4 protein-coding genes and 2 pseudogenes are annotated in these 5,327 nt (G+C 45.7%); 4 read left to right on the top strand and 2 right to left on the bottom strand.

Annotation, left to right across the window (positions count from 1 at the left end; translation table 11 throughout):
• Nucleotides 1–466: 466 nt before the first annotated feature.
• A pseudogene (locus tag ACXAC4_RS18970) lies at nt 467–1,095 on the bottom strand (BCCT family transporter).
• A 695-nt stretch (nt 1,096–1,790) separates the two neighbouring features.
• Here ACXAC4_RS18970 and ACXAC4_RS18965 point away from each other — a divergent pair.
• From ACXAC4_RS18965 to ACXAC4_RS18950, 4 genes are read left to right on the top strand one after another with little or no spacing between them, the layout of a single operon-like run.
• The gene (locus ACXAC4_RS18965; RefSeq protein WP_475164663.1) at nt 1,791–2,825 is read left to right on the top strand and encodes a glycosyl hydrolase 2 galactose-binding domain-containing protein; all 1,035 of its coding nucleotides are present in this window, start codon (nt 1,791–1,793) and stop codon (nt 2,823–2,825) included.
• A complete protein-coding gene (locus ACXAC4_RS18960) occupies nt 2,822–3,649 on the top strand; it encodes a hypothetical protein (protein WP_475164660.1) in 828 nt (275 codons plus the stop codon). The genes ACXAC4_RS18965 and ACXAC4_RS18960 overlap by 4 nt, the downstream gene beginning before the upstream one ends.
• Complete coding sequence (locus ACXAC4_RS18955) at nt 3,639–3,923, top strand: hypothetical protein (protein WP_475164658.1); 285 nt, start codon at nt 3,639–3,641, stop codon at nt 3,921–3,923. Before ACXAC4_RS18960 ends, ACXAC4_RS18955 begins: the two co-directional genes overlap by 11 nt.
• Complete coding sequence (locus ACXAC4_RS18950; protein WP_475164655.1) at nt 3,886–4,110, top strand: glycoside hydrolase family 2 protein; 225 nt, start codon at nt 3,886–3,888, stop codon at nt 4,108–4,110. The genes ACXAC4_RS18955 and ACXAC4_RS18950 overlap by 38 nt, the downstream gene beginning before the upstream one ends.
• Nucleotides 4,111–5,113: 1,003 nt before the next feature.
• Here the strand turns inward: ACXAC4_RS18950 and ACXAC4_RS18945 are convergent.
• A pseudogene (locus ACXAC4_RS18945) lies at nt 5,114–5,327 on the bottom strand (hypothetical protein); the annotation flags it as partial.

Here is a 5,327-nt window from a genome sequence, read left to right as displayed (position 1 = left end):
TGCTTGCACACCGTTCAGTTGCGTATTGCTAAGGTTAACGACGGTTAAATTCACCTCTTACACAGCACCTAAAACATCACCTGCGTTTTATCAGTTCAACAGCAGCCTGAAGGGTTTAAGTGGATTGACAGTGATAATAGTCAGCAAAGTATTTTCAGCTTCTTTAGTTTTTCTAAATCTAAAAATCAGCATATCGTTGTAATCTCTCATTTCACGGCCAAGTTTACCACCGATTCAGAATAGAGATGTTACCGCTAAAGGTGTATATCAAGATCACCCTAACAGGTATATTCGCAAATGTAACCGTCGTTAACATTTCCTGAACACGTACCTACAGCTACTCGTTCCGGAGTTTACGTATTGCTAAGGTTAAATGTCCCAGTTAAAGGAGAAACACAGCACCTCACGGTAAAGTGCCATAGGGAAGAAGTTATCCACCATACGACCAACGCCTTGCACGTAGCCATCAACGATAAAGCTTGTCGGCCCAGAAGAACAGGATGTAACCAATTAACAGTACAGACAAAATGATGTTGTAACGACTGACGATTTGAATACCCTTGCTCAAACCGCTTAGTGCAGAAAGGGTATACATCAGGATCGCCGCCATAATAACCATACTTTGCGTTACGAACGTATCTGGCAGGCCAAACAATGAGTTTAGCGCGTAGCTAATTTGTAAACCTAAGAAGCCGATAGGACCGATGGTTCCTGCTGCTACTGCAATGATGCTACATGCGTCAGCAACATCACCAATCCAGCCTTTAATGGCTTTATCACCAAAAACAGGGTAAAGCAGAGTACGCGGCTTAAGAGGCAGGCCTTTATCGTAATGCAAGTGCATTAAGACAATGGAAGATAGACCACCAAGGATCGCCCAGCTAAGAAGCCCCAGTGCATAAAAGACTGAGATAGGGCATTGATTGCGGCAGTTTTCGGTGAGGCTTCCCCGTATAGAGGCGGAGCAGTCACAAAGTGCGCGATAGGCTCAGCTGCGGCCCAGAACACACCACCACCTGCAAGTAGAGTACAGAGTACGATTGACAACCACTTAAAGTTATCAATATCAGGTTTCGCTAGACCACCTAGGCGCACATAACCAGTGCGACCAAACGCAGGAGAGCCAAACCAATTAGGAAATTCAGAAGAAGCAGTACTTGCCAGTAAGCTCCGAAATATTTAGTAGCAAAGCCGAAGCCGGTGTTAACCATTGCGGTTAGAGAGTCGGTATTCGTTAGAGCAAGTAAAACGAATAGAGTGAGGAACTACCACTTAACCAAAAGACAGGATTGGTGAGTTCGAGGCGCTTGAGTAAAGATGGGGGATGAATAGCAGAATAGTCAGCATCCTGAATAGGCGCTGTGTGGGAGGGGCGGCATTGTCTCATATTTGACATAATTACTTCGCTTTTTAGGGCTATGAAGCCGTGCATTTCCCCTCACATCGTTTCAACGAAAAGTGTGAGGATGTTCAAAAAGCTGATGATGTTAAGCATGTCGAAGTTGCAAATATAACCTTAGATTTCGATTAATTTTTAACAGGTTAGCCAAGTTGCTGATTTTTGGGTAGAGATTAGAAAGAAAAAGCTTTACGTGAAATGCACCGCATTTCGTATGTAATTAACATTTCCCTTGCTTTTGCATGGGATTGTCAGGATTACATTGAGAAAACATGTTTTTCCCAAGCTAAGGTTTAACTCGATGGCTCACTTCGAACTTAACGGGCAGTGGATGCTTACCTCGCCACAGCGTCCCGATCTTTAAATTCCAATGTTTATTCCGGGCGATAATGTGTCGGCGCTTTTACAAACAGAGCAGATTCCAGATTCTTATTTTGCCGATAATGAAAACAAAGTTCGATGGATTGAAGAGTGTGAGTGGCATATCTCACGTGAGTTTGACGTCGACGCGTTTACGTTGTCTGCCAAGCAAATTTGGATGACGCTAACTCGTGTCGATACATTGGCAACCTTCTATGTTAATGGTGAGTTAGCACAAACTTGCAGCAACATGTTTACCCAGCAACGTGTGGATATTAAACCGCATTTAAAGCAAGGTACTAACACGATTCGGGTTGAGTTTGCTCGGGTGGATTTAGAAGGTATCGCAAGAGCAAAAAAACTGCCATTTCCTATTCCATCGGCAATGGGCAACAACCAAATTCCACACATGAACTTGATCCGCAAAACACAGTGCCATTCCGGATGGGACTGGGGCATTTGCTTGATGGTATCGGGTATTTACGACCCCATTCAAATCGACATTGTGAATGAGCTTTGGCTCAAAGGCTTCTCGACAGAGCAGCAATGGCAAGCCGATGGGAGTGTGTTTCTTGATGTAGTAGTTGAAGTGGAAACGGACAGTCAACGCCATGAAATGATGGTTGAATTTAATGGTGAGCGTCAATGTATTCAAACAAAAGGAAGTGGTCACTATCATTGCCAGTTCCACATTTTGGAGCCTCAACGCTGGTGGCCATCGGGTTATGGCGAAGCGTATCTCTATCCCATTACCATTTCTTGCAGAGAGCAAAAGTTAACGCACAACATTGGTTTGCGTCAGCTAACTCTAAATAATCAAGCTGATGAGCACGGCTCTGCAATGGAATTTATCGTCAATGGCGTACCGATTAATGCTAAAGGTGCCAACTGGATCCCGATTGACGCAATGCCGGGGCGAGAGTGCGAAACACGTTATCGCAACCTTTTGCAAAGTGCGGTTGACGCCAACATGAACATGATTCGCGTATGGGGCGGTGGTCAGTACGAGAGTGAAATCTTTTATAACCTTTGTGATGAACTGGCTTGTTGGTGTGGCAAGACATGATGTTCGCCTGCTCGTTGTACCCATCAAACGACGAGTTTTTAAAAGAGGTAGAAGAAGCAATTAGATTCCAAATCCCGAGGCTCAAGGAGCACCCATCAATCGCACTTTGGTGTGGTGACAATGAAGTGATTGGAGCTATTGGTTGGTATGACGAATCTAAGCGCAGTAAAGTCAAATACACGGTTAACTACGATTGCCTCAACCGCATGATTGAGAAGGAGATTACCGAGCAAGATAGCACTCGCCGTTTCTGGCCAAGTTCCCCATGTAATGGTGAACTGGATTTCGGTGATGCGTGGCATGATGATAGTAAAGGCGATATGCACTTTTGGGACGTTTGGCATTCAGGAAAATCATTCAGTGCCTACCTTGACGTGAATCCTCGTTTTTGCTCTGAGTTTGGTTTTCAATCTTGGCCATCTTTTGCTGAAGTTAAGCGGTTTGTCCCTGAGCAAGACTGGAATATTACATCCCCAACTTTCGAACAACATCAGAAGAACCCGCGTGGTAATAGTATTATCACAGAGATGTTCACGCGCTATTTTCGTTTTCCCTCTGGATTTGAGAGCATGCTGTATTTAAGTCAAGTTCAGCAGGCAATCGCGATCAAAACTGCTTGCGATCATTGGCGTGCCATTTCTCCAGTTTGTCGCGGCATGCTGTACTGGCAACTCAACGACAATTGGCCTGTCATTCTTGGTCTAGTTTGGAATACAGTGGTCGATGGAAGCAGTTGCACTACCATGCAAAACGCTTTTTTGCGCCGCAGTATTTGGTATTTTCCGAGCATCCACAGGCAAGTTGAGCCTACATTTGCTCAATGATGCAAAAGAGTCCGCAAGCGTCAACGCACTGCTTAAGTGGGTAGATTGGCAAGGGGAAGAAAAGCAATGTTGGAGCTTAGAACAAACAGTCATAGCAGACAGCAATACGATTTTGTGGCAGTTGGATGAATTGATTGAGAAGGATGAACTTACGTCAGGCTTCTTCTATGTTGAAGCGCAAATCGGTGAAGACAGAATAAGCAACACATGGTTTAGTACTCACGGAGCTAAAAACCTTGCCGATAGCGAAAGCCAATATAGATGTCTCTATTGAAGGGAGGCGAATTACATTGATTGCGGATAAGCCTGCGTTTTTTGTTCATTTGGAGAGTGATGCTGATGGAAGGTTCAGTGACTCTAGTTTTACTCTGTTGGTCAATGTTCCAATGACGGTTGAGTATTTAGGTGATGATGTTTCAGGTATGCAGCAGTCGTTGAGGGTATGCCACCTTAATGATTAAAGCGGGCATAGAACATCTACATGCTGATAACTAAAAGGGGAGCGTTTGCTCCCTTTTTAGTTACCAAGTATCCGTTATTAAGCTCAGGTTGAGACAGAAGACTATTTAAGTTTCTGATGGACCCGATAGCCAGCGACAAAGCCAATGTAGAATAGTGCCAGCAAGAGGTAATACCGTGCCGTCGCGTACGCCAGCAGGCTGTTTAACCCTAAACCAAAAGCCAAAGTGAAGGCGATACCATGAATGGCTTCCGCAGGGATTCGGTACCCAGCGGCGTGGAACGGAAGATCCGAAGAGGATAAAGGTACTAAGTAAGACGATCGTGCCGCCTATAAAGCCGAGCCCGTCTGCTGTTGTTCATTGTTGCGGTCTAGCCAGGGGTTACCGAGGTAACGTAACAAAATATGTTCAGAGTCGTATTATACAACCGAGAGAGGGTATGGGTGGTAGAAATATTTGCCTCACAAACTGAAGAAGGCCGTCTGAGTGGCCTCTTTTTAATTCCGATTTAACGGCATCCGTTACTGACGCAAAAGGTGTGAGGCTTGTAAGAAACCTAACCTTTGGCATTCGTTTGGGGTTGTGCTTTTGGTCGTATCGTCCGATCACCACCAAGCGATTTGTAGAGCGTAATCGTAGCTTGTGCGGTTTGTAACTTTGCCGCGACTTGCTGATCTTGCATCATGCGTTGCTGACGTTGCGCATCTCAAACCGATCAGTGATCGATCAAGCCAGCGCGGTACAGTGACTTGGCTTTGTTGACGGCGTTATTGGTGGCTTTCAATGCATCATCGATTCGGCGCTGATTTCTGGGCCGCGACCAATAAGCAAACAGTGTGGATTCTGGTTTCCTCGCGAAAGCCGCCTCGACCGTATGTTGATAAGACAATGTCGCCGAATCAAAACGCGCTTGGTTGATGGCTTCAATCGCTTCGCCACGCCCCCCATCGAACAGAGTTCCAGCTTACGCCAGCTCCGCACCCATCCAACCTGAAAGAGATCGCTACTGAAGAGAGATCAGTACAAAGCTCGACGCCGACGACCCCGAGCCGCCCGTCAAAAAGAACTTCGGATGTTGATCAGCAACGCTTGCTGCTAACTCTTCATTGAGCGCGGCCATTTCACGCTCGGCTAAGCGAATATCGGTACGACGTTTCAATAGATCGGAAGGTAAACCGACCGGCACCATGTCCTGCATGACAGGTACACTATGCTGG

It is taken from the genome of Pseudoalteromonas sp. AWM4_233 (assembly GCF_056158285.1).
Note: the sequence above shows the minus strand (reverse complement) of the source record. Positions and strands in the feature narration are given on the sequence as shown.

Bases quoted from the DNA above. Each gene is read 5' to 3' on its own strand.
- ACXAC4_RS18960 (WP_475164660.1), top strand. From the start codon at position 2,822: ATGATGTTCGCCTGCTCGTTGTACCCATCAAACGACGAGTTTTTAAAA.